We start from the raw sequence: 23,032 nt of genomic DNA on the forward strand, positions 1-23,032 counted from the left end.
CTATAAGAAGACTAGAATCTAACTATCATGTCCATTGAAAATGTGAATTGATGACCTTTTGGATCACTGCTGTTTGCATCATAAGGTTTTGTTTTTACATAGTCCTCCCCAATCAAACTAAAAGTCGAATTCCAATCATATCGTATTTCTGGCCTTATCTGAATCCATTTTGTAAAAAAATAATTAAGTCCAAATGTATGACTAAAATAACTTGTTTTTACACCCGTTTGTTCCCCTTGAGGATCTTCGAAAAAATCATTTCTTAATGATAAAAAGGCTTTTGGTGAAAGTAACATTTGTGTATAGTTGACAAAACCAATCTGTCTGCTGACACCCGGAATAAATGCGCCAGGACCACCACCTGCATCATAACGAATAGGACCGAAACTAGGAGAACCACCCGTATATGCATCTCGCTGCCATTGATAATATGCCTCCGTCATCATGTGAAAGGTACTATCAAAGCGATGGCTCCATGTAATAGCAATATGTTGTTTATTGTCATGATAGTTTTTATATTTTCCACTACCCAAAGAGTTGATACCGCCCCATAAGGAATTATTGTTATTTTCAGAGACCCAACGGAGTAATAGTTGTCCATTCAACTGTGCAGATTTGTCCCAAGCAGCCATATCGCTTCCGCCATGTATGCCCGCCACCAATTGCACTCTTTTTGATAGTTTGAAATTGGCTTGCACACCCGTGAAGGTATATGGATCGTATGAAAACATAACCGAATGTGTATATAAATAGTTGTTTACAGCCAACTGCGCTTCAATATCTACCGGAGATATAAAACGCCCGATTTTCACTATAGTACCCTTTGCAATTTTAGGAAAATACAACATTCCATAAGCTTCCACCGGATCATAACCATATTGTCTATTTTTATCGAAATAATTATTACTGAACCAGCCTTTTGCAACGGTATATCTATAATCCATACCATATACATTGCTCAATCTAAACCCCCAGTCAAAATGATCTGTCTGGACTGTATTTGGTTCACGTTCGATACGTAAAACAGCCTGACTTAATTGTAAAGAATTTGGCTGAATGGCGTATGACATAGGAATATTTGTTTTTTTAGAAGTTCCAAATGTTACGGAAGGATCTATCCAACCATATATTTTGATCCGACTTTTATTATTTGCCGTTCCTAAGGCTTTTTGTAAAAAGCCGTCCGCTGCATCCTCTGGCATCCCAACAAGCGGCTCTCCATAAGGATAATCACTACTAGGAAATGGTGGAACAGGCAATGGAGATGGCAAAACTCGACTAGAATCAAAAGTTGGATAATTTTCAGTTCGGTGAATGGAATCGGATTGCGCATGAACTGCAATACAAGCCCCCATGCAGACAGCGCCTGCAATAAAATGTTTCAACATAATAAAATTTAATTTTTTAAAAGTGTGTGTAATTGGTAGACAATTACCACAAGCAGTAATTTTGAGTATTTGTTATTTTAAATTATCTAAAGCAATATTAAGTTTCAATACATTAATTTTTTCAGTTCCGAATAAGCCAAGAAATGGTTTTTCGATATTTTCATGAATTAAATTCATTACTTTTTCTTCGGGTAAGTTTCTAACTTTTGAGATTCTTGCTACTTGTATAGTAGCACCTTGAATAGAAATATCGGGATCTAGTCCACTTCCACTTGCCGTTACTATATCAGAAGGTATTTCCGTTATTTTTACACTCGGATTATGCACTAGAAAAGTCTCTACTCTTACTTTAACCGTAGCTAGATATTCAGGATTAGTAGGACCTTTGTTACTACCAGCAGAGCCTGCCGCATTATAGTCTACAGCTGACGGACGAGAATTGAAGTATTTATCTTCTGTGAATTTTTGTCCAATATTGGTGTAATATTTATGACCATTCACTGTGATAGTTTGTCCATTTCCTTTTCCAGGAGCCAATTTTGCTGCTCCGAAAACCAAAGCACTATAACCCGCCACGAAAACAATGGCGCAAATAATGGTTAATCTAATTGCTGGAAGAATATTTTTTTTCATATTTTAATATTTTTTGTGAAATGATAGATGAGAAATGGAAGATGTTGGTGTAAAATGTTGTTGATTTCACTTTTCACATGTTTACAATTCTTACACAAATAATGCTACGAATAAATCAATTAATTTTATGCCAATAAAAGGAACGAGAATACCTCCAAATCCATATATAAATAGATTCCTACGTAATAATCCACTTGCACCAATGGGTTTGTAGGTAACACCTTTCAATGCCAATGGAATCAACATAGGAATGATAATCGCATTGAATATTACTGCAGATAAAATTGCACTTTGTGGACTATGTAAATGCATGATATTTAATTTTTGTAAAGCCGGAATAGATGTGATAAACAAAGCTGGAACTATAGCGAAATATTTAGCTACATCATTGGCGATACTGAACGTAGTCAAAGTGCCACGTGTCATTAATAATTGTTTTCCAATTTCAACAATTTCGATCAATTTGGTTGGATCATTATCTAAATCCACCATATTGCCCGCTTCTTTCGCTGCTTGCGTACCACTATTCATCGCAACACCCACATCTGCTTGTGCCAATGCTGGCGCATCATTGGTACCGTCGCCCATCATCGCAACCAATTTTCCAGATTGTTGTTCCTTTTTGATATAGTTCATTTTATCTTCTGGTTTCGCCTCGGCGATAAAATCATCTACGCCTGCCTTTTCTGCAATATATTTGGCAGTCAAAGGATTATCGCCTGTAACCATCACGGTTTTTACACCCATTTTACGCAGACGTTCAAATCGTTCTTGTATTCCTGGTTTGATAATATCTTGCAATTCGACAACACCCATTGCATTTCCATTTTCAGAAACTACCAACGGAGTACCGCCGTTTGAAGCGATCTCATTTGTTTTTGCAACTATAGAATTTGGAAAAATATTTCCTGCTTTCTCCACTATATTTTTAATGGAATCTGTCGCTCCTTTACGAATTTTACGACCATCAATATTGATCCCCGAACATCTAGTTTCTGCAGTAAATTGTATAAACTGAGCGTCCGTAGTTGAATAATTGGTGCGATCTGCATTGGCCAATTCCAATATGGACTTACCTTCTGGCGTTTCATCCGCCAATGATGCAAATACAACGGCATTGATAAAAGCTTTTTCTGATACGCCTTCCGCAGGCCAGAAATGTGTGGCTTTTCGATTTCCGATGGTTATGGTCCCTGTCTTATCTAATAACAAAACATCAATATCGCCAGCAGTTTCTACGGCACGACCACTTTTAGTGATTACCTTGGCACGTAGTGCACGATCCATTCCAGCAATGCCAATCGCACTCAACAAGCCACCAATCGTTGTTGGAATCAAACACACAAATAGCGCAATAAATGCTGCAATCGTTATGGGCGTATTGGCATAATCACCAAATGGTTTTAATGTGGTACAAACGATAATAAATACTAAGGTAAATCCCGCCAATAATATAGTCAATGCAATTTCATTCGGCGTTTTTTGTCTACTTGCACCTTCTACCAGCGCGATCATTTTATCTAAAAAACTTTCTCCAGGTTCTGTAGTTACTTTGACTTTAATTTTGTCTGACAAAACTTTGGTTCCTCCGGTAACACTGCTTTTGTCACCACCTGCTTCCCTGATTACAGGTGCAGATTCACCAGTAATGGCGCTCTCATCAATTGTTGCCAAACCTTCCACGATTTCTCCATCTGTTGGAATGATATCACCTGTTTCGCAGAGGAAAAAATCTCCTTTCTTCAGTTGAGAAGAGGAAACTAAGTGGACTTCATTCATGAAAATCTCTCCAATAATTTCCATTTTTTTCGCGGGTGTTTCTTCTCTTGTTTTTCTGAGAGAATCTGCTTGTGCTTTACCACGCGCTTCCGCCACCGCTTCGGCGAAATTTGCAAATAAAAGCGTCAATAACAACACTATAAAAACGACAAAATTATATGCGAAACTACCTTGAGAATGATTGCCAGACACCGTCCATAAACAAACGATCAACATAACTATTGTTCCAACTTCAACCGTAAACATGACCGGATTTCGGAACATGATCTTGGGGTTGAGTTTGATAAAAGATGACTTCAAAGATTTATTGAAAATATCCTTGGTCATTAATGTATTATTTTTCATTATTTTTAATTTAGTAAAAAGGAATATGTAAGATGTAAAATGTGTGTTTGGATATAGCATCAATTTAAATTCCATTATTTAAAATATTACGCTTATGAAACCACACCAAAAATTAAATGCATGGATCAAGAGTTTTGAAATGGTAAAAACGCTTTACACATTAACGCAAACATTGCCATCTGAAGAAAAATTTGGCATTATTTCCCAAATTCGCAGAGCCTCTGTTTCTGTACCCGTCAATATAGCAGAAGGTTCTGCAAGAAAAAGTAAAAATGAATTTATACATTTTTTGCACATTGCTTTGGGCTCTTTAACTGAACTCGATACACTTATTTTATTGTGTATTGAACTTGAATATTTGGAAAAAGAAAATGGAATTATCATTATCAAAGAATTAGACGTTATTGGAAAATTATTATATGGATTAATTAGAAAATTGGGTGAATAGAGGCGCGTTGTGAGAGTGAAATGTTCGAAGTGAAAAGTGTTAAAGATCTCACACATTTTCCTTTTTTACATCTCTCATTTTACATAATTACATTTTCAAATGTTCGGATATAGGTCCCAAAGTCAATGCAGGAAAGAATGCCAAAGCTGCAACTATAAGAATCACCGCGATAACCATGATGGCAAAAGTCGCCGTATCCGTTTTCAAAGTGCCCGCAGATTCTGGAATATATTTTTTCTGTGAAAGGATGCCTGCAATTGCAACCGGACCAATAATTGGTAGATAGCGCGCCAAAATCATCACGATTCCACACGCAATATTCCAAAAAGGCGTATTATCCCCCAATCCTTCAAAACCACTTCCGTTGTTAGCGGAGGAAGAAGTAAACTCATACAACATTTCACTAAAACCATGATAGCCCGGATTATTTAACCAACTATTATAAGCATTTGGATTATGTGCATATAGATACGAAGAAATTGCCGTTCCGGTAAGAATTAGTAAAGGGTGCAGCAATGCTATAATCATCGCAATTTTCATTTCTTTTGCTTCAATTTTTTTACCCAAAAACTCTGGTGTTCTTCCCACCATCAATCCACTTATAAATACGGCCAATATGATAAATATGTAAAAGTTCAAAAATCCGACCCCAACACCACCATAAAAGCAATTGACCATCATTCCCAACATAGCATTCATACCACTTAATGGAGTCAAACTATCATGCATCGCATTGACGCTTCCGTTACTCGTACAAGTCGTTACGATTGCCCAAAGACTAGAAGCTGCAGCGCCAAATCGCACCTCTTTTCCTTCCATACTTCCTAATGGTTGTGCGGTTATTCCCGCCTGTGATAGTGCAGGATTGCCCGCCATTTCCATTTTTATAGTTGGAATAAGCAAACATAAAAATCCAATAGTCATCACACTAAAAATCATCCATGCCAAACGTTTTTTGTTTAACACTCTACCAAGTGCAAATATCATCGCAATTGGAATTAAGAAAATCGACATACATTCCAATATATTGCTGAAATAATTTGGATTTTCCAAAGGATGCGCTGAGTTTGCACCAAAGAATCCTCCGCCATTGGTACCTAATTGTTTGATCGCCACCATGGCCGCCGCTGGTCCACGACTTACTTGTACGGTATCTCCTTGCATTGAAATCATCGTATCTTTTCCTTCGAAAGTCATCGGAGTGCCTTGAAAAACTAAAACAATAGCGAGTACAATAGACAATGGCAATAAAATTCTAGTGGAAGTTTTGACTAATAAATTCCAGAAATTACCCATTTTCCCAAGAGACTTATTTCTCATGGATAGAAAAACCGCACCGCAAATAGCCATACCTGTCGCCGCACTGACAAACATCCAAAGCATCAAGGTTAATTGTCCCAAATAGGACAACGCAGATTCTCCAGAATAGTGTTGTAAATTAGTATTAGTAATAAAACTAATAGCTGTATTAAAAGCTAAATCTCCACTCATAGATGGATTGTGATCCGGGTTGAGTGGCAACCAAGCCATATTGGTCAATACAAACATGCATATCAAAAACCATATTAAATTTATAGTTAATAAGGCTTTGAGTTGTTGTTTCCAATTCATTTCTATTTCAGGATTTATGCCTGAAAATTTGAAAATAAATGCATCGATCGGATTGAAGATTTTATCCCAAATTGTATGTTCATGTAAGAAAACTTTGCCGATATATTTTCCTAAAGGAATCGCCAAAACTATAGTCGCTACAATGATGAGGATAACGCCGTTTATTTCTATGTTCATTATTTTTTCTTATGAAATGTAAAAAGTAAAATATGAAATGATTTTTGTGAGATGAGTTTGGTAAGATGTGAAATGTAAAATGTGAAAAGTGTTACCATTTTATTTTTCTCACATCTCCCATTTCTCTTCTTACATATTACCTCTCCCTTTTCACATTTTTAAAATTTCTCTGGTTTTATCAAGACATAGCACATATACAAAAACATGATGATGGCTACGACAAATAAGATTGTCATGATTTTACTTATTTAAATTAATTGAAATGAGTTTAATTTTTTGAGGCACATAACTTTGAATCAAAATCCATTCGGTATTAGTGCATCTATCCGCATAAAATGCCTGCGCTCGCAAATACAGATTTCTAATCAGGTAACGTATATGCGTATTACCTTTTACATAAATACGTCCTATTGCTTGTATACTGACTTTTAACTGTTCGACTTTATGGCCAGATAATATTTCATGTTGATAGTTGATAATTGATTGCAAAATGGCAGCAAAATTCCGCATGGCAGATAATTTTAATATCTCTGTTTTTATAGTTGGAATTCTGAAGGCTAGATAGCGAGCAGCTTTCGGTATATCGTATATCTTATTTTTCATATCTCTTCAAAAATGGAAATAAACTTAAAAAATAGACTATAGCAGACAATACCAACTATAGTTAATGTGATTGTAATGAGCATTATTTATAATTTAAAAAGTGACAAATAATTGTGGAGATGGTTATTAAATTGTTTGATTTTATTTTTCTGATACTTTTTTGTATAACTATTTCTTTCATTATTGGTATGCCAAATGCCGTTCCTGTTTTATTTAATTGACATCAAGTTGTTGTTAATCAATTAATTATAATATTTATAGTTGTTCTAAAGCATAAAAAAAGTCTCTCAAAATGAGAGACTTTTATCAAAATGAGAGACTTTTCTAGATTTATTACAATGCGTATTCTTCTATCTTTCTATATAAAGTTGCCGCGCCGATTTCTAATAGTCTGGCAGCTTCCGCTTTATTTCCTTTTGTATAGTTGAGTACTTTTTGTATGTGTAATTTTTCAATACTTGATAATGAAAATGCGGATAATATTTTGACCGGATGTATAGTCGTTGCAATCATTTCCAAAGGAAGCGTTTCTTCCGTTAATATATTGTCGTTGGACAAAGCAATGCTACGTTCCAAAACGTTTCTCAATTCGCGAATATTCCCTGGCCAATGCCATGTTTTCAGTCTATTCAAATAGGATTCATCATAACTACAATTTTGTTTATGATACAATGGTGCTAATTTGCCGATCAATTGCTGCGCAAGTTGCTCTAGATCATCCATTCGTTCTCTTAACGGAGGCAAATGTATTTCTAAAATATTAAGTCTAAACAGTAAATCCTGCCGAAAATTCCCCTGTTCGACTTCTATTTTCAAGTCTTTATTCGTAGCGGCGATCAGTCTAAAATCTGAAGTTTTGGATTTCGTATCGCCTACTCGGAGATACTCTTTAGATTCTAAAACTCTTAATAATTTGGCTTGCAAATCCAATGGCAATTCTCCAATTTCATCCAAAAAAAGCGTACCGCCATCCGCTTCTGCCACCAGCCCTTTTTTCTCTTTTATGGCACCAGTGAATGCACCTGCAACATGTCCAAATAGTTCGCTTTCCATAATATCTCGGCTAAATGTACTACAGTTAAGCGCGACAAAACTATGATCCTTTCTTTTGCTATCACTATGAAGCGCCTGTGCAAAAACTTCCTTGCCCGTTCCCGTTTCTCCACCTAATAAAACTGTGATATCCGTCGCCGCGATCTTCATTCCGGTGGCGATGGCATTTTTGATAGCAATAGATTTTCCCGTAATTTCATTCAACGCTAATTTGGTATTGGCTTTGAATGACTGATTTAAACTAGCCTTTAATTTTGATTCGTTCATCGCACTTTCTACTAAAGGTAAAATCTTATCGTTGTCATCACCCTTTGTCAGATAATCATAGGCGCCATATTTCATCGCTTGTACGCCATCAGAAATATTGCCATAAGCCGTCATCAAAATAATTAAGGATTCCGGATATAGTTTCAAAATTGAAGGAATCATTTCCACACCATTGCCATCCGGCAATCTTACATCACATAGAATGACCGGAATTTTTTCTTTAGATAAAAAATTCGTGGCGGTTTTAAAATCCCCAGCTTGCTTGACTTCATAGCCTTCCCGTTCCAGGATTCTTGCTAGCAAAGTTCGGAGCTTTACTTCGTCGTCAATAATAAGCAACTTAGAAGGCATTTTTGTAAATTTTTTGTAAATATAAAAGATCAAAATTATTTAGTTTTTCTACTAACTTGAAATTAAATATTTTGTTAACGTGGAAGAAAATTATGCAATCTCCTTAAATGTAAAGTATTTTTATTTAAAAATAGCTCTGTATGACTTTGAAAATGAATTACTTAAAAAAAATAAATATCTTATTCCTTTTTATTTTTTCGATACAGAATCTTCTTATAGCACAGAAAATAAAAATAACGGATTTAAAATGTGAGTATTTAACTATACCCATCGGTATAGACAATACTATACCAAGATTTAGTTGGAAAATAAATAGTAAATTAGAGGATATTAATCAAAAGTGCTATCGTATCGTTGTTGGAACCGATTCTCTTGCTGTATCGAAAGGAAAGGGAAATTCTTGGTGTAGTTTGCAAATGCACTCAAATAAAAATTTAATTACTTACAAAGGCAATCCCTTACAACCGTTTACAAAATATTTTTGGAAAATAATAGTTTGGACAGATAAAATGCAAAAAACAATATCTTCTGTTTCATCCTTTGAAATGGGGATGTTGTCTCCCTCTGATTGGAAGGGCGCATGGATCAGTGACGGAGAAGATAAAGATCTAAAATTTGCACCCTATTTCCGCAAAGTATTTAATGTAACAAAATCTATTAAATCGGCAAGAGCCTATATCACGGCTGCAGGATTAAGTGAAACATATATCAATGGAGAGAAGATTGGAAACCATGAATTGGAACCTATGTTTACACGTTACGATCGACGAAATTTATATGTAACTTATGATATTACGAACCAAATTAACAATGGTGCCAATGCGATTGGTGTTATTTTAGGCAATGGATGGTACAACTTCCAGTCCCAGGCAGTGTGGGACTACGACCATGCTCCTTGGCGTAACAGACCTGCGTTTTGTATGGAAATCCATATCACTTATACGGATGGATCTAAAGAAAATATTTATACGGATAGGGATTGGAAGACCTCTTCCGGTCCGATTGTGTACAATAGTATCTATACGGGCGAGCATTATGATAGCCGTCTTGAGCAGGTCGGATGGAATACTATAAGTTTCAATGATAAAAATTGGAAAAATGCGTCCTACCGAAAGGCTCCTGGCCAATACATATCCGCACAGTCATTAGAGCCAATCAGATACGTAGAACTAATAAAACCCATAGCATGTAAAAAGATTAATGATTCGGACTATATATATGATATTGGTCGCAATATCTCAGGTGTAACAAGTTTAAAAATTTCTGGAGATTCAGGGACGGTCGTCAAGGTAATCCATGCCGAACGATTGGATAAAAATGGTAACTTGGATTTATCTAATATAGACTATTTTCTAGCTAAAAATACAAAAATAATAGATCCGTTTGCAACGGATATTTATGTATTAAATGGTAAAAAAGAACAAACATTTAGACCTCATTTCAATTATAAAGGATTCCAATATGTTGAGGTAAAATCAAATAATCCAATTTCCATCACAAAGGATAATCTAAGTGCATATTTTATGCATAGTGATGTCTCGCCAATTGGAAAAATACATACATCCAACAATATCATCAACAAAATATATGCAGCAACAAATGCGTCCTATTTGTCCAACTTATTTGGCTACCCGACGGATTGTCCACAAAGAGAAAAAAATGGATGGACTGGAGATGCGCATATTGCCATAGAAACTGGGCTTTACAATTTTGATGCAATTACAATATATGAGAAGTGGTTGCAGGATATGCGTGATGAGCAACAGCCAAATGGAACTTTGCCATCTATCGTACCTACGGATGGGTGGGGGTATGAATGGGGTAACGGCCCAGACTGGACGAGTGCAATTGCAATCATACCTTGGAATATCTATTTGTTTTATGGTGACGATAAAATATTAAGGGATAATTATGACAATATCAAACGCTATGTAGATCGTGTTACTACCACGGCTCCTGACGGCTTGACTAGTTGGGGGTTGGGAGATTGGATTCCCGTAAAGTCCAAAACGCCAGTAGAATTTACCTCATCCATATACTATTACGTGGATGTAGACATTTTAACAAAGATGTCCAAACTTTTTGGTTATCAGAAAGATTATAACAATTATAGTCAGTTAAAAGTAAAAATAAAAAAGGCCATTAACTATAAATTTCTGAATAAGGTAAAGTCCACTTATGGAGAAGGCTTTCAAACTGAATTGGCGGTTCCATTATACTGGGGTATCGTACCAGAGAACTTAAAAAAAGCAGTTGCAGCAAATCTTGCTAATAAAATTAAAGAAAATAAGTTCCATCTTGACGTAGGTTTATTGGGTACAAAAGCAATTTTGAGTGCTCTAAGCGAAAACGGGCAGGCAGAAACAGCGTACAAACTGGCATCCCAAAAAGAATATCCATCATGGGGATGGTGGATGGTCAATGGCGCATCTACCTTATACGAAAACTGGAATATTGATCAGCAGCGAGATCTTTCATTGAACCACATCATGTTTGGTGAAATCGGAGCATGGTTGTATAAAGGGCTTGGAGGTATACAACCAGACGAGGCCTTGCCAGGCTTTAAAAACGTACTTCTTCGTCCAAAGTTCGTGGATGGATTGAATGAATTCTATTCAGAGCATATAGGTCCTTACGGCAAAATAATTTCAGCTTGGAAAAAAGATGGAAATGAGATTATTTACAATGTAACGATTCCTCACAATTCTACTGCTAAAGTTTATTTCTCTATGAATCAAAAACAATGCGTATATCTAAATAATAAAAAAATAAGGACAGATCATTCCTATAAAATTAAATCGGGTTACTATAATTTTTATATCAAATAGTGTATAGTAGTTAAAAATTATAGTTGAACATAGTTATTTTTTGCATTTTCTTGATCATAAACTAAAATAATTTACTTATAAAAAATAAGTCCTATATAATATAATATTATTTTATATAAAAATTAGCCTAGTTATATCGGTATTTATATAACAGATCTTAATTTTAAGAAAAATTAATACCCAATAAAATGTACATTTATTGGGCTTTTCACACGGCAAAGGGAAAATTAGCAATCTAGCTTCTTTATTTGAACGAATTCAATAGAATCAATTTTTGTTGTATTATCAATCGGGTTTAAGGGTAAAGCTAGATGGATTTCATTACATTTTCATACTATATCCAAAGACTTTTAATCATGCTGCCCGTTAACGTGTTCTATGAAGCCACTCTGCATTAAGTTACCAGGTTGGATATACGATATTAGATCAAATTCAACTTTGCATTTATTCTGCAATCAATTTTATTTCATTTTCCATTTTTATATTGATAAAAAAAATATCAAAAATTAATTAATTACAAAAAACTATTAATAAATAATTTTACTTAATATTTGTAATGAATGAGAGGGGTATTACATTTAATTTTTTAGTTGTTTGATCACTCTGCTAAGATATTGTCATCATTTTACAATATTTATAAAATGGGTTTTAGGATAAAAATTGCACAGTATCAAATCAAACTATGTGTCAATAATTATATATTTTTATATCTTAAGTAAAAGCTTACCTAATTTTACATATTTAAATTATCAGCATGTCAACATTTGAAAAAAACATTTCATTATCAGATGAATATATTCAAATTGAAAATAAATTTGGTGCACATAATTATCATCCACTTCCAGTAGTATTGCAAAAAGGTGATGGTGTTTTTGTATGGGATGTAGAAAATAAAAAATATTATGATTTTTTAAGTGGATATTCTGCTGTAAATCAAGGTCATTGTCACCCCAAAATAGTAAAAGCATTAATTGATCAAGCCCAAAATTTGACATTAACTTCACGTGCTTTCTACAATAATATTTTAGGTAAATGGGAAAAAAAATTAGCAGAATTATTTGGTTTCGACAAGGTGCTTCCGATGAATTCAGGAGCTGAAGCCGTTGAAACTGCTATAAAATTGGCAAAACGATGGGGGTATGATGTAAAGGGAATCCCCATTAATGAAGCCAAAATCATCACAGTTAATGAAAATTTCCACGGTCGCACTATAAACATTATTTCTTTCAGTTCTGATCCTACCGCAAAAAATGGTTTTGGTCCATTTGTACCCGGTTATATTCAAATTCCTTATGACGATGTATCTGCATTAGAAAACGCGCTTAGAGACCCTCATGTTGCTGCATTTTTAGTAGAGCCAATACAAGGAGAGGCTGGAATAAAAATCCCAACAGATGGATATTTATCAAAGGCAAAAGAATTATGTAAGAATGCAAATGTGCTTTTAATTTGTGATGAAATTCAAACTGGTCTTTGTCGGACAGGTAAAATGTTGGGTTGTGACTACGATGGTATACGTCCAGATATTTTGATTTTAGGCAAAGCATTAAGTGGCGGCATAATGCCCATTAGTGCAGTATTGGCCAATGATCAAATTATGTTGACTATTCATCCTGGAGAGCATGGATCTACGTATGGAGGAAACCCTTTAGCTTGTGCAGTGTCTTTAACAGCATTGGATGTTTTAATTGATGAAAACTTAGCAAATAATGCCTTTCAATTAGGGCAATACTTTCGCGAAAAATTAAACCAAATTCATCACCCAAAAATAAAAACTATCCGTGGTAGAGGTTTATTAAATGCTATAGTAATTGATACTAATGGAGATGAAAATGCGGCATGGAATCTATGTTTAATTATGGCCAAAAATGGAATGCTAGCTAAACCTACCCATGGTGATATTATTCGGTTAGCACCACCGTTATGCATTACAAAAAATCAGATAGATGATTCTATCTCGATTATTACAAAATCATTAGAAGCACTGTAAGAAAGTTAATATTTTAGAAGTGAGATCGGGTATCAACTATTTTTTTGCATCAAGGTCTAATTATAATAATCTATACTTTGATGCACTACAATTTATTTTACCAACCTTTTACAGCTCCACCTTTAAAAATAGAATCGGCAACAGCCACCACTTCATCAGATTCATATGCTTTTGTAAATTTAGCCAAGCGAGGATCATTTTTATTATCAATTCTCGACACTACTAGATTTACATAAGGCGAATTTCCATCTTCTACCATCAAGCCATCTTTTACTGGATTTAAGTTTAACTGAGAAGAAAAATTATTATTTATAACAGAAATCACCACTTGTGGATCATCCAAAACTCTTGTCATTTGTGGTGCTTCTAATTCGACGAATTGAAGTTTTTTAGGATTTTGTATAATATCTGTAACTTTAGGTAAAATACCTACGCCATTTCTTAGTGTAATCAAATGATATTTTTGAAATAATAATAGTGCACGTCCTTCATTTGTTGGATCATTGGGAATTGCGATTTTGGATTCGGGTTGTAGTTCGTTTAATGATTTTATCTTATGACTATAAGCTGCGATAGGAAATACAAATGTTTTGCCTAAAATTGCAAATTTATATCCACGTTGAGAAGATTGAGCATCTAAAAATGGTTTATGCTGATAAACATTAGCATCCAGATCTTTTTGACTTAATGCTACATTGGGCAAAATATAGTCCGTAAAAGGCACCAATTCTACTTTTAAGCCATATTTTTCTAACGCAACTTTTTTAGCCGTTTGAGCCAATACCAATTCTGGTCCTGTAGCCACACCAATTTTTACCGTATCTGCGGGACGTTTTTTATTATAGCAACTACTCAATAATAGTAAACTAAAAATTAAAAAAGCAATATTTATTTTTCGAAAATTTCTCATCGGTGATCTACTTTTTTAGCTATAAAATTTCCTAAAAATTGGATCATAATTACTATCGCGATTAAGATAACAATTACACTATTCATTATCGTAGAATCATAACCTATATAGCCATACTGATACCCAATCTGTCCCAATCCGCCAGCGCCAACGGCACCACCCATTGCAGAATAACCAACTAAAGTAATTAAGGTAATCGTAATATTTTGAACGATAGAAGGCAAAGCCTCTGGTAGTAAAATATTTTTAGTTAATTGCCAAGCAGAACTTCCCATGGAAATACCCACTTCAATTAATCCAGATGGAACTTCTAACAAACTCGTTTCGGTCAAACGTGCTATAAATGGAGCCACACCTAAACTCAATGGAACCAACGCTGCTTGTACGCCAATCGAAGTACCTACAACATTTCTAGTAAAAGGAATCATCCAAACTATGAGAATAATAAATGGTATCGAACGAAAAACATTTACACAAAATCCTAAAATAGAATGAAAGACTGGATGTGCGAGCATTTGGCCTTTTCTAGTGAGAAATAACAATATGCCTGTTGGCAAGCCAATCAAATAACCGAAAAAGCAAGAGATAAAAGTCATTGCTATGGTTTCCCAAAATCCGTTTATTAAAAGAGTCATTAAACTATCTTCCATAACTTACTATAATTTTAAATCAGCTAACGACAATAATTCTTTTGTTTCTTCCGACTTTGGCGATAAAAAGACTTCTGAAACAGCTCCAACTTCCACTAAATTCCCTTTTGACAGTACTGCAACTTCATCACATATTTGTTTAATTACTTGCATTTCATGCGTAATTAACACTATAGTTATTCCTAATTCTTGATTGATTTGTTTCAATAATCTTAAAACAGAAACGGTAGATGCAGGATCTAGTGCACTAGTAGCTTCATCACATAATAATATTTTTGGACTCAAAGCTAAAGCTCTTGCGATCGCAACTCTTTGCTTTTGTCCTCCAGATAATTGTGCGGGAAAATTATTGGCTTTTTCAGACAATCCCACTTTTTCTAATAATTTTAGTGCAATTTCTTTTCTTTCAATACTGGATTTGTGCGCTAATTTCAAAGGCAATGCTATATTTTCCAATACAGTTTTAGACGCTAGCAAATTAAAGTGTTGAAAAATCATTCCAATTTGCTTACGCACGCTATTTAATTCCTTATTAGAAAGTGTCAAAATATTTTTATCCTCTATCCAAACTTCCCCAGAACTTGGTTTTTCTAATAAATTAAGGCAACGCAACAAAGTACTTTTGCCAGCACCCGAAGATCCAATAATTCCAAATATTTTTCCTTTTTCTATATTCAAAGAAATATCATTCGAGGCTTTCTGCCCTTTGCTATATTGCTTACTAATGTTTTTAATTTGTATAATTGCTTCCATTCTTTTAGATAAAAAAACTGACGACTTTTACAAATCGCCAGTCAATACAAATACTATTACTCTATCATTTTACTAGACAAAAATAATACATTTCCAATTAAAAATTCAAATCAAGAGAAAATATTTATTTTGAAATATCTTTCACACAGCGAAAACCAAGATTATTGGAGGCACTACTCTCCTCGCCTTTCCCTCTACTTCCAGCTCGATATCGAATACAATATTGGTCACTACACAAAAATGAACCACCCCGTTGAACTCTCTTAATAGCAGTTGGCTCTTCTGTATCCAAACTCTTATTGGGACCAAGAGGATTTAATGAATCACTTACCGCATAATAATTAGAACTATAATAATCACTACACCACTCCCACACATTGCCGTCTAAATCATAAATACCCCATTTGTTTGCAGGAAAAGACATCACTGGAGCTATATCAACATATCCATCTTGCACCAAATTATTATAAGGAAAATCACCTTGAAATATATTAGCAGCCCATTTGCCATTTACCAATATGGAATCACCCCAATAATACTTATGCGAACCTCCTGCTCTTGCTGCATACTCCCATTCTGCTTCCGTTGGTAATCTTTTTCCTGCCCATTTTGCATAAGCAGTTGCATCTAAATAACACACTTGCGTTACGGGCTCCTTACCATGACCGACAATAGTACTATTGGGGCCTTTCGGATGACGCCAATTTGCACCCACTACATAACTCCACCATTGTAATGGATCTTTTAAATCCACAGGATGATTTGGCGGCGTAAATACAGCAGAACCAGGTTTTAACTGCTCAACTGGAACATTGGGAAAATCTTTTGGATCTAATGGTCTTTCTGCAATAGTCACATAATGAGTCGCATTTACAAATTGCTCAAATTGATCATTTGTCACTTCATGTTCATCCATATAAAAATCTGAAACTATAACTCTATGTATAGGACTCGCATCTGAAAAATGTGGATCATCTGTCCCCATTTGAAAAGCTCCGCCTTTAATCAATAACATAGTTGCCGTATCCTCGGCACTAGTAATATTCATTGTAGAATTTTTATTAAAAGAATTCGTAACTAAACTTCTAAAACTTGGTTTATTACACAATTCACATGTATCGTTCATGGGTGCTTGACTATAAACTTTCGTTATAGAAATGATGAATAGAAAAATTACAATTTTGGGAAATATTATATATCGACACATTTAGTCTATTATTTTAATAGACAAATATATTACAATTTACATAACTCAATAGTTAAACGATTTCAATAAATGGATCTTTCAAATATTCCCTTCTTTTGATTATTTCAATTTCGTCCTCCGTAACTAGACATGCGGAGATTTTGGCCAATTCTAATTCCGTTTCTTTTATTTGACCGATAAATACTAATTCATTCATTCGATCCCCCCACATTTTAGACCATTTAGACTCAATTTCAGATTGATTCTCAACAAATGCCAAATATTTAATTCTTTGCTCATAGGGCATAGAACACCACCAAGTACCTGCATTTTCAACACGCAAACTTCCTCCTGCTTGACTAAAACTAATTGCTTTATCTGGTTGTGAAGCGATCCAAAATAAACCTTTTGCTCTTAAAAATCCTTTGGGGTAATTTTCATTTAGATAATGAAACCATCGTTCCGGATGAAATGGCTTTGGATCTCTAAATACAAATGAAGTAATTCCATATTCTTCGGTTTCAGGCACATGTTCATTATTTAATTCTTTTATCCAACCAGCCGAATCTTGCACTTTATCAAAATCATACAATCCTGTATTTAAAATCAAATCAGGAGAAACATTGCCATACGTAGAATATATAATTTTGGCATCTGGATTCAACTTATGCAAAATTGACTCTAAAAATTTCTTAGAATCTTCCGTAATCAAATCCGTTTTATTCAAAACTATAACATTTGCAAATTCAATTTGATCTGTTAAAAGATTGACGATTGTACGTTCATCAGCTTCATCATCCGTCATGTCTCTATCTACAATAGTTTCCGAAGAGGAAAAATCTTTTAAAAAATTATAACCATCAATCACAGTAACCATTGTATCAATATAACTAATATCAGAAAGATTCGCTTTACTATTTGGTTCTTCAAAAAGCCAGGTTTGTGCCACTGGTAAAGGTTCTGCAATCCCAGTACCTTCAATCAAAAGATAGTCAAATCGTCCTTCATTAGCCAATTTTGCCACTTCCACCAACAAATCTTCTCGTAAAGTACAACAGATACAACCATTGCTCATATCTACCAACCTTTCCTCTGTTCGAGATAAAGTATTTTCAGTTGAAATAATTTTGGCATCGATATTAACTTCACTCATGTCATTCACTATAACTGCAACTTTTAAATTTTGCCTATTATGCAAAATTTGATTAAGCAAAGTCGTTTTACCCGCACCGAGAAAGCCACTGAGTATAGTGACTGGTAATTTTTTATGCATATATATATTTATAGTTTGATATTTTTTGAACAATTAGGACAATAGCCTTTAATAAGTATTTTTTCATTTTTAATTAGAAATTCAGAAAATACCGTTTCAATTATAGATGTGTGAACTTCCCTCGTTATTACAGTTTTACATTTATTACAAATAAAAATTGCTTGTGAGACGTAAGTTTCTTTTATATGAATGGCCTGTGAAATACAATAAACGGGTAAATTATTATCTCCCGAAAAAGACATCAAAATCTGTTTATCGACAAATTGCTTCAAAGTTCTATATAGTGTTATCCGATTGCTACCTTTGATAGCTTTAAGTAAACTTGACATAGATTGTGCCTTTCCAGAAATATCGAAATATTCCAAGACCATCAATCTTGCATTAGTAACACTTAAACCTTTATTTTCCAGAATCTTTTTATAATTCATACATACGCAACATTGTTGCAAATATAATATTTTGCAATTTAGTTGCAAATATTTTTGCAACTATGATACAAATAAATATATTTGCACTCGATGAAACGTAAAAAGCATTTTCACATACTTATACTACTATTGACTTTATTGACATTTCAAAAGTCAATAGGTGAATTAATGCTGCATAATCTGGAACATACATCTAAACAAAGCAAGCAAAAGGACGGAAAATATATACAGACAGATTGCCACTGCTTCAGTGATTTCATTATGCCAGTTACTTTTACAGATGAGATAACTTGCATTTTTCCAATGATAACTTTCTTAAGAAAATATACATTTACTCCTATCTATGAGGTAATTCAGCAAAAAATTATCGCATCCTCTCTCAGAGGTCCTCCAAATAAACTACTATAATTTTTTCAAAGGAATAATGATAGCAAGCTAAACTATAAGCAATTCTATAAAATTGCTTAGGATTATAGTGTGCTGTCGAGTATTCCATATTTTAACATTCATTTTTTCACACATTCATTTTTTATGAAGAAACAAGTTTTAAGTGCCTCTTTAGTGGCACTGTTAGTAGGAAGTATGCTCACTTTTGATAGTTGCAGCAAAAAAGATTCCGATGTAAGCACGGCTGTACCAGAGAATGAGCCAATGACAACTGTAAAATTACAAGCAGTTAATGAAGCCAATACTACAGATACAATAAATGCATCATGGACATTGAATCCAGATACCAATATTGCGGACACTGCAAACTATACATTGAATTTGAAAGCAAATAATAAATATGCAGTAAAAATATATTTGATAGACTCTACGCAAACGCCACCTGAAGATATAACAGATGAAATTTGGGAAAGAAGAAATTATCATTTATTCTTTTTACAACCGACTCCTATGGCGTCAGGCTTTACTACTGGGGTAAATTCACCATATATTCCTGAAACATATTGGGATAATAGTTACGAAACAAATACGGCACCATATCTTAATCTCTCTATTGTAAGAACGGACCATGACGATAATAATCCAGAATTACCTGTGGGCATTTCTAGTGAATTCACAACTGGCACTTCAAGCAATGGTTATCTAAGAGTGGTATTGCGTCATCAACCAAATGTTAAAGATGGTACTTGGTTAGGAAGTCAGACTGGTGGTGGATCCACAGACATAGATTCTAAATTTAAAGTAACAATTCAATAAAAAATATCACTATAGAAAATGAAAAAAATTTTATTGGCAATAGCCATTATCGGTTCGAGTATAGGAATTTCACATGCACAATCCCAAAATCCTAGTTTTATAGGTATAAGTGGAGGATTAAGTTTGCCAACAGGCAATTGGAATAAATCCAATTATGAAGATTATAAATCAGGTTATGCACACACTGGATCCGTTTGGGGAATTGATGGAGCCTATTTTTTTTCCAAACATATAGGTGTTGGAGGTTTGATAAATTATGGTACTTATAAAAATAAAAACTTAAGTACTATTTCGGATGGATATATTGAATCTTATGAATATTCCAAAGTAGCCGCATCAGCTACTCGCTACAAAGCAACTAATTTCTTAGCTGGTTTATATTATAATTTTCCTATTGGAAAACTTTCTATAACCGCACGTACATTGGCTGGTATTACGCATGCAAAAACGCCTGAAATAACGTTATCCACTTGGGGTGATGATGATACTTATGATGGAGATATTACACAACATTCAGCATCCAAAACAACATTTGGTTTAGATGGTGGCATTGGTTTAAGCTATCCAGTGTACAAAAAATTCTCGGTTGCATTGAGAGGTGATTATTTTTATTCAAAACCAAATTTCGATCCTATCAATTATTCTGGCGTCAACAATCCACAAGAGGATGCAAGAGTCATAAGTAAGTATCACGAACCATTAGCAGGAGTGAATATTACTTTTGGTATTACATATAGTTTATAGTCGTTCATTAGTTCAATAAAAACGAAGAGCTATTTATCTAAATAGCTCTTCAAATTATTTTAGGATGAAATTTTTATTTATTTTATTGTTTTCCTGTATTTGTGTAATTAGTGCAGCACAAACAAACTCGCACTTTTCAATCGTTGGAAAGGTGGCAGATCGAGAAGATACGACCCTGTTACTTTCGAATGTAACTATTCAAATTACACCTACAAACAAATCTACACACACAGATCTCGATGGTCATTTTTCTATTGAGAATCTTTCATCCAATGAGTATAAATTACTAGTAAAATATAGTAACTATAATAGTATCGATACAATAATTCATTTGCATAATGATATAGATTTAAAAATATTATTATCTCATAGTTCAAAAGACTTAGGCCAAGTTATAGTGCGAAGTGTTACTAATAAAAATACACCTATAATTTCCATTCCACAAACAACTATTTCTGGCAAAAACCTAGATTTATATAGAGGTTTATCTTTGGGTGAAACACTTAAGCAAATACCAGGCGTAAATAGTTTGCAGTCTGGTCCAACTATATCCAAACCCGTTATCCATGGCGTTTATAGTAATCGAATTTTAATTTTGAATAATGGTGTAAGACAAGAAGGACAGAATTGGGGCAATGACCATGCACCAGAAATAGATCCATTTATTGCCAATAGAATGACCGTAGTTAAAGGACCGTCTAGCTTAAGATATGGCTCAGATGCAATTGGAGGTGTTGTATTAGTAGAGGCTCCAGAATTAAAATATGGAAAAGGTATTTCTGGTGAATTAAATACCGTAGCCATGACCAATGGTCGTTCTGGTACGATTTCAGGAGTAGTACAAGGAGGATTTGATAAAAAATTAAGTGATTTTGCATGGAGAGTACAAGGTACACTTCAAAAAGCAGGCAATAGTAGGGCGGCTCATTATTATATTCCCAACACTGGATTTAATCAAAAGGATCTGTCTGTAACCTTAGGTTTAAAAAAGAAAAACTATGGCGTGCAAATCTATGGCAGCCAATTTAATTCGACGATAGGAATTACTCCCACTTCTCAAGATTTAACGTATAACGATTTTTTAGAAGCTATACAAAGAGGGCGTCCTTCGAATGTTTATAATTATTTTACCTATAAATTAGATCCCATAGGAGCAAAACAAGTCATTCGGCATAATTTATTAAAGGCAGATGCCTATTGGCAAAAAGAAAATGTAGGAAGATTTGATTTCCAATTTTCTGTACAAAATAATTTAAGAAAAGAATTTGGATTAGATCCATTGACTTATACGAATATTCCTGATAACAAATTTAATCTGACATCTTATGCAGGTGATTTAATTTGGAGACAACCTAAATGGATAAACGGCTTGACCGGAAGCATTGGCATTAGTTATTTAAAACAACATAACACCATCGAATCACGTGAAAGAACAGAAGTAATTCCAAGTTATGATAATCATAGTCAAGGTATTTATGCAATAGAAAAATATAGTTTAGGAAATTTTTTAGTTGAGGGCGGATTAAGATATGATCGCAAATACCAACAATCACATTTATTTAGACGTGCGAATGCGTTATCCAATACAAGTGATACAACTTATGACTCAACAGCAAGGTGGAATCGTTTTACCACTAATGTAGGTCTCACTTGGTTTTCAAGTCCGCATTTTACAGTGATGTATAATCTAGGAACTGCGTGGCGAGGACCGAGCCCAATTGAATTATTTGCAAATGGCGTTCACATGGGTGCATCTCGTTGGGAAAAAGGAGATCCTAATTTGCAAGTAGAATCTGCTATAAATAATAACTTAACATTCAAATATGTGGATGCTAAATTAAATATAGAGTTGGGACTCTATGCTAATTATTTCCGTAACTATATCTATATACAACCAGATGGAGTAATTCAATCCATCTCCGGATATTATCCATTATATGAATATAAACAAGCAAAAAGAGCATTATTCACTGGGCTGGATTTTGATGGTCAATATAATTTTTTACCCAATTTCAAATTAGAATCCAAAATTTCCATAGTCAGAGGTCGTAATCAGACGGAGGATCAATGGCTTATTTATATTCCTGCGGACAAATATGACAACTCAATATCCTATCAATTACCTAAATTAAAAGGGCTCAATGATGCATTTATTTCAATCAATAATTTATTTGTAGCTAGGCAAACTAGAATACCTACAAATATTACAGATGCACCACCGCCGCCCTCCTATGACCTCTGGGGTATGACTATTGGTGCCACAACGCATATAGGCAAACAACAAATTGATTGGAGTATCACGGCGACCAATTTGATGAATAAGGAGTATAAGGACTACTTGAATCTATTCAGGTACTATAATCACGATTTAGGTAGAAATATTGCACTACGATTAAAATTCCCATTTTAGTC

At 34.3% G+C, this 23,032-nt stretch carries 20 protein-coding genes; 7 read left to right on the top strand and 13 right to left on the bottom strand.

The window, feature by feature from the left end; genetic code table 11:
• Positions 1-11: 11 nt before the first annotated feature.
• The 3 genes from E0W69_RS06725 to kdpB all read right to left on the bottom strand — a co-directional run bounded on the left by E0W69_RS06725 (position 12) and on the right by kdpB (position 4,145).
• On the bottom strand, positions 12-1,388 hold the full coding sequence (locus E0W69_RS06725; protein WP_131329254.1) for an outer membrane beta-barrel protein: 1,377 nt from the start codon (positions 1,386-1,388) through the stop codon (positions 12-14).
• Positions 1,389-1,460: 72 nt separating this feature from the next.
• Positions 1,461-2,021 carry a K(+)-transporting ATPase subunit C gene (locus E0W69_RS06730; RefSeq protein ID WP_131329255.1) on the bottom strand — a complete coding sequence of 187 codons (561 nt, stop codon included), beginning with the start codon at positions 2,019-2,021 and terminating at the stop codon, positions 1,461-1,463.
• 90 nt (positions 2,022-2,111) lie between these two features.
• A complete protein-coding gene (gene kdpB / locus E0W69_RS06735) occupies positions 2,112-4,145 on the bottom strand; it encodes a potassium-transporting ATPase subunit KdpB (RefSeq protein ID WP_191967989.1) in 2,034 nt (677 codons plus the stop codon).
• A 94-nt stretch (positions 4,146-4,239) separates the two neighbouring features.
• Here kdpB and E0W69_RS06740 point away from each other — a divergent pair, with 94 nt between their 5' ends.
• Positions 4,240-4,593 carry a four helix bundle protein gene (locus E0W69_RS06740; protein ID WP_131329256.1) on the top strand — a complete coding sequence of 118 codons (354 nt, stop codon included), beginning with the start codon at positions 4,240-4,242 and terminating at the stop codon, positions 4,591-4,593.
• Between the two features lie 87 nt (positions 4,594-4,680).
• Here the strand turns inward: E0W69_RS06740 and kdpA are convergent, their stop codons facing one another.
• The 4 genes from kdpA to E0W69_RS06760 form a co-directional block, all read right to left on the bottom strand.
• Positions 4,681-6,381: a potassium-transporting ATPase subunit KdpA gene (kdpA, locus tag E0W69_RS06745; RefSeq protein ID WP_131329257.1), complete on the bottom strand. Its 1,701-nt coding sequence runs from the start codon at positions 6,379-6,381 to the stop codon at positions 4,681-4,683.
• A gap of 158 nt (positions 6,382-6,539) precedes the next feature.
• A complete protein-coding gene (gene kdpF, locus E0W69_RS20815; protein WP_225321485.1) occupies positions 6,540-6,617 on the bottom strand; it encodes a K(+)-transporting ATPase subunit F in 78 nt (25 codons plus the stop codon).
• Positions 6,618-6,621: 4 nt separating this feature from the next.
• Positions 6,622-6,984, bottom strand: coding sequence for a DUF7674 family protein (locus E0W69_RS06755; RefSeq protein WP_131329258.1), 363 nt, complete (start codon positions 6,982-6,984; stop codon positions 6,622-6,624).
• 333 nt (positions 6,985-7,317) lie between these two features.
• Complete coding sequence (locus E0W69_RS06760; protein WP_131329259.1) at positions 7,318-8,655, bottom strand: sigma-54-dependent transcriptional regulator; 1,338 nt, start codon at positions 8,653-8,655, stop codon at positions 7,318-7,320.
• Positions 8,656-8,807: 152 nt separating this feature from the next.
• Here E0W69_RS06760 and E0W69_RS06765 point away from each other — a divergent pair, with 152 nt between their 5' ends.
• Both E0W69_RS06765 and rocD read left to right on the top strand, forming a co-directional pair.
• Positions 8,808-11,483 carry an alpha-L-rhamnosidase gene (locus E0W69_RS06765; protein WP_225321426.1) on the top strand — a complete coding sequence of 892 codons (2,676 nt, stop codon included), beginning with the start codon at positions 8,808-8,810 and terminating at the stop codon, positions 11,481-11,483.
• Positions 11,484-12,237: 754 nt separating this feature from the next.
• Complete coding sequence (gene rocD, locus E0W69_RS06770; RefSeq protein WP_131329261.1) at positions 12,238-13,473, top strand: ornithine--oxo-acid transaminase; 1,236 nt, start codon at positions 12,238-12,240, stop codon at positions 13,471-13,473.
• 97 nt (positions 13,474-13,570) lie between these two features.
• Here rocD and E0W69_RS06775 read toward each other — a convergent pair whose 3' ends face one another.
• The 6 genes from E0W69_RS06775 to E0W69_RS06800 all read right to left on the bottom strand — a co-directional run bounded on the left by E0W69_RS06775 (position 13,571) and on the right by E0W69_RS06800 (position 18,673).
• The gene (locus tag E0W69_RS06775; RefSeq protein ID WP_131329262.1) at positions 13,571-14,383 is read right to left on the bottom strand and encodes a MetQ/NlpA family lipoprotein; all 813 of its coding nucleotides are present in this window, start codon (positions 14,381-14,383) and stop codon (positions 13,571-13,573) included.
• Positions 14,380-15,033: a methionine ABC transporter permease MetI gene (gene metI, locus E0W69_RS06780; protein ID WP_131329263.1), complete on the bottom strand. Its 654-nt coding sequence runs from the start codon at positions 15,031-15,033 to the stop codon at positions 14,380-14,382. The genes E0W69_RS06775 and metI overlap by 4 nt, the downstream gene beginning before the upstream one ends.
• 6 nt (positions 15,034-15,039) lie before the next feature.
• Positions 15,040-15,786 carry a methionine ABC transporter ATP-binding protein gene (locus E0W69_RS06785; RefSeq protein WP_225321427.1) on the bottom strand — a complete coding sequence of 249 codons (747 nt, stop codon included), beginning with the start codon at positions 15,784-15,786 and terminating at the stop codon, positions 15,040-15,042.
• A gap of 124 nt (positions 15,787-15,910) precedes the next feature.
• Complete coding sequence (locus E0W69_RS06790) at positions 15,911-16,834, bottom strand: formylglycine-generating enzyme family protein (protein ID WP_225321428.1); 924 nt, start codon at positions 16,832-16,834, stop codon at positions 15,911-15,913.
• A 211-nt stretch (positions 16,835-17,045) separates the two neighbouring features.
• Entirely contained in the window at positions 17,046-18,245 is a 1,200-nt protein-coding gene (locus E0W69_RS06795; protein ID WP_131329265.1) for a GTP-binding protein, read from the bottom strand.
• Between the two features lie 8 nt (positions 18,246-18,253).
• On the bottom strand, positions 18,254-18,673 hold the full coding sequence (locus tag E0W69_RS06800) for a Fur family transcriptional regulator (RefSeq protein WP_131329266.1): 420 nt from the start codon (positions 18,671-18,673) through the stop codon (positions 18,254-18,256).
• A gap of 90 nt (positions 18,674-18,763) precedes the next feature.
• Between E0W69_RS06800 and E0W69_RS06805 the strand changes: the two genes are divergently transcribed.
• The 4 genes from E0W69_RS06805 to E0W69_RS06820 all read left to right on the top strand — a co-directional run bounded on the left by E0W69_RS06805 (position 18,764) and on the right by E0W69_RS06820 (position 23,030).
• Positions 18,764-19,081: a hypothetical protein gene (locus E0W69_RS06805; RefSeq protein WP_131329267.1), complete on the top strand. Its 318-nt coding sequence runs from the start codon at positions 18,764-18,766 to the stop codon at positions 19,079-19,081.
• A gap of 123 nt (positions 19,082-19,204) precedes the next feature.
• Positions 19,205-19,876: a hypothetical protein gene (locus tag E0W69_RS06810; RefSeq protein ID WP_131329268.1), complete on the top strand. Its 672-nt coding sequence runs from the start codon at positions 19,205-19,207 to the stop codon at positions 19,874-19,876.
• Between the two features lie 18 nt (positions 19,877-19,894).
• Complete coding sequence (locus E0W69_RS06815; protein WP_131329269.1) at positions 19,895-20,620, top strand: outer membrane beta-barrel protein; 726 nt, start codon at positions 19,895-19,897, stop codon at positions 20,618-20,620.
• 64 nt (positions 20,621-20,684) lie between these two features.
• Positions 20,685-23,030: a TonB-dependent receptor gene (locus E0W69_RS06820; protein ID WP_131329270.1), complete on the top strand. Its 2,346-nt coding sequence runs from the start codon at positions 20,685-20,687 to the stop codon at positions 23,028-23,030.
• Positions 23,031-23,032: the final 2 nt, after the last annotated feature.

It is taken from the genome of Rhizosphaericola mali (genome assembly GCF_004337365.2).
Lineage (GTDB): Bacteria > Bacteroidota > Bacteroidia > Chitinophagales > Chitinophagaceae > Rhizosphaericola > Rhizosphaericola mali.

Coding starts and splice junctions, on each gene's coding strand:
- E0W69_RS06805 (WP_131329267.1), top strand. CDS start 18,764: ATGAAACGTAAAAAGCATTTTCACATACTTATACTACTATTGACTTTA.
- E0W69_RS06740 (WP_131329256.1), top strand. CDS start 4,240: ATGAAACCACACCAAAAATTAAATGCATGGATCAAGAGTTTTGAAATG.
- E0W69_RS06765 (WP_225321426.1), top strand. CDS start 8,808: ATGAATTACTTAAAAAAAATAAATATCTTATTCCTTTTTATTTTTTCG.
- kdpB (WP_191967989.1), bottom strand. CDS start 4,145: ATGAAAAATAATACATTAATGACCAAGGATATTTTCAATAAATCTTTG.
- E0W69_RS06760 (WP_131329259.1), bottom strand. CDS start 8,655: ATGCCTTCTAAGTTGCTTATTATTGACGACGAAGTAAAGCTCCGAACT.
- E0W69_RS06730 (WP_131329255.1), bottom strand. CDS start 2,021: ATGAAAAAAAATATTCTTCCAGCAATTAGATTAACCATTATTTGCGCC.
- rocD (WP_131329261.1), top strand. CDS start 12,238: ATGTCAACATTTGAAAAAAACATTTCATTATCAGATGAATATATTCAA.
- kdpF (WP_225321485.1), bottom strand. CDS start 6,617: ATGACAATCTTATTTGTCGTAGCCATCATCATGTTTTTGTATATGTGC.
- E0W69_RS06810 (WP_131329268.1), top strand. CDS start 19,205: ATGAAGAAACAAGTTTTAAGTGCCTCTTTAGTGGCACTGTTAGTAGGA.
- E0W69_RS06815 (WP_131329269.1), top strand. CDS start 19,895: ATGAAAAAAATTTTATTGGCAATAGCCATTATCGGTTCGAGTATAGGA.
- E0W69_RS06820 (WP_131329270.1), top strand. CDS start 20,685: ATGAAATTTTTATTTATTTTATTGTTTTCCTGTATTTGTGTAATTAGT.
- E0W69_RS06755 (WP_131329258.1), bottom strand. CDS start 6,984: ATGAAAAATAAGATATACGATATACCGAAAGCTGCTCGCTATCTAGCC.
- E0W69_RS06725 (WP_131329254.1), bottom strand. CDS start 1,388: ATGTTGAAACATTTTATTGCAGGCGCTGTCTGCATGGGGGCTTGTATT.
- E0W69_RS06790 (WP_225321428.1), bottom strand. CDS start 16,834: ATGAATATTACTAGTGCCGAGGATACGGCAACTATGTTATTGATTAAA.
- kdpA (WP_131329257.1), bottom strand. CDS start 6,381: ATGAACATAGAAATAAACGGCGTTATCCTCATCATTGTAGCGACTATA.
- E0W69_RS06785 (WP_225321427.1), bottom strand. CDS start 15,786: ATGGAAGCAATTATACAAATTAAAAACATTAGTAAGCAATATAGCAAA.
- E0W69_RS06775 (WP_131329262.1), bottom strand. CDS start 14,383: ATGAGAAATTTTCGAAAAATAAATATTGCTTTTTTAATTTTTAGTTTA.
- E0W69_RS06795 (WP_131329265.1), bottom strand. CDS start 18,245: ATGCATAAAAAATTACCAGTCACTATACTCAGTGGCTTTCTCGGTGCG.
- metI (WP_131329263.1), bottom strand. CDS start 15,033: ATGGAAGATAGTTTAATGACTCTTTTAATAAACGGATTTTGGGAAACC.
- E0W69_RS06800 (WP_131329266.1), bottom strand. CDS start 18,673: ATGAATTATAAAAAGATTCTGGAAAATAAAGGTTTAAGTGTTACTAAT.